General features: G+C 69.2%; 1 protein-coding gene. It reads left to right on the top strand.

The window, feature by feature from the left end; translation table 11 throughout:
* On the top strand, positions 1–548 hold a 548-nt coding region (locus I6A82_RS14375; protein WP_198095661.1), incomplete at both ends, for a GGDEF domain-containing protein.

The following is a 548-nucleotide window of genomic DNA, read 5'->3' as shown; positions in this document are numbered from 1 at the left end:
CCCGTGGATGCCAGCGAGCTCGTCCTGCGCGTGCGCAACACACTGGCCTTCAAGCGCTACCAGGATCGCCTCGCCTACGAAGACACCGCCACCGGCCTGCCCAACCGCCCAGGCTTCATCCGCAGCCTCGACGAGGCCCTGCCCAAGCTCCTGGCACGCCACACCACCACCGCCTTGATGCACCTGACCTGCGGTCAGTTCGGCCTGGCACGCGAGACCCTGGGTTCACGCGCCGCCGACAGCCTGCTGCGCCAGGCCGGTCAGCGCTTGCAGACCCTGCACAGCGAAAAGGCCGACCGCGGTCTGGGCAACAGCCTCTCCGACGGCCCGCGCATCGGTCGCATCGGCGACCAGGACTTCGCCCTGATCTTCCCCAACCTGCTGCACGCCGAAGACGCCGCCGCGCTGTGCAAGGACATGCTGGCCACCTTCGACGCCCCATTCGAAGCCGACGGTCACGCCATCTTCCTGAACCCCAGCATCGGCGTGGCGCTCACGCCCGGCGACGGCCAACGCGCCGAAGCCCTGCTCAACTGCGCCAACGTCGC

It is taken from the genome of Novosphingopyxis sp. YJ-S2-01 (genome assembly GCF_016093175.1).
Classification (GTDB): Bacteria; Pseudomonadota; Alphaproteobacteria; order Sphingomonadales; family Sphingomonadaceae; genus Novosphingopyxis; species Novosphingopyxis iocasae.
This window is presented reverse-complemented; position numbering and strand designations above follow the sequence as displayed.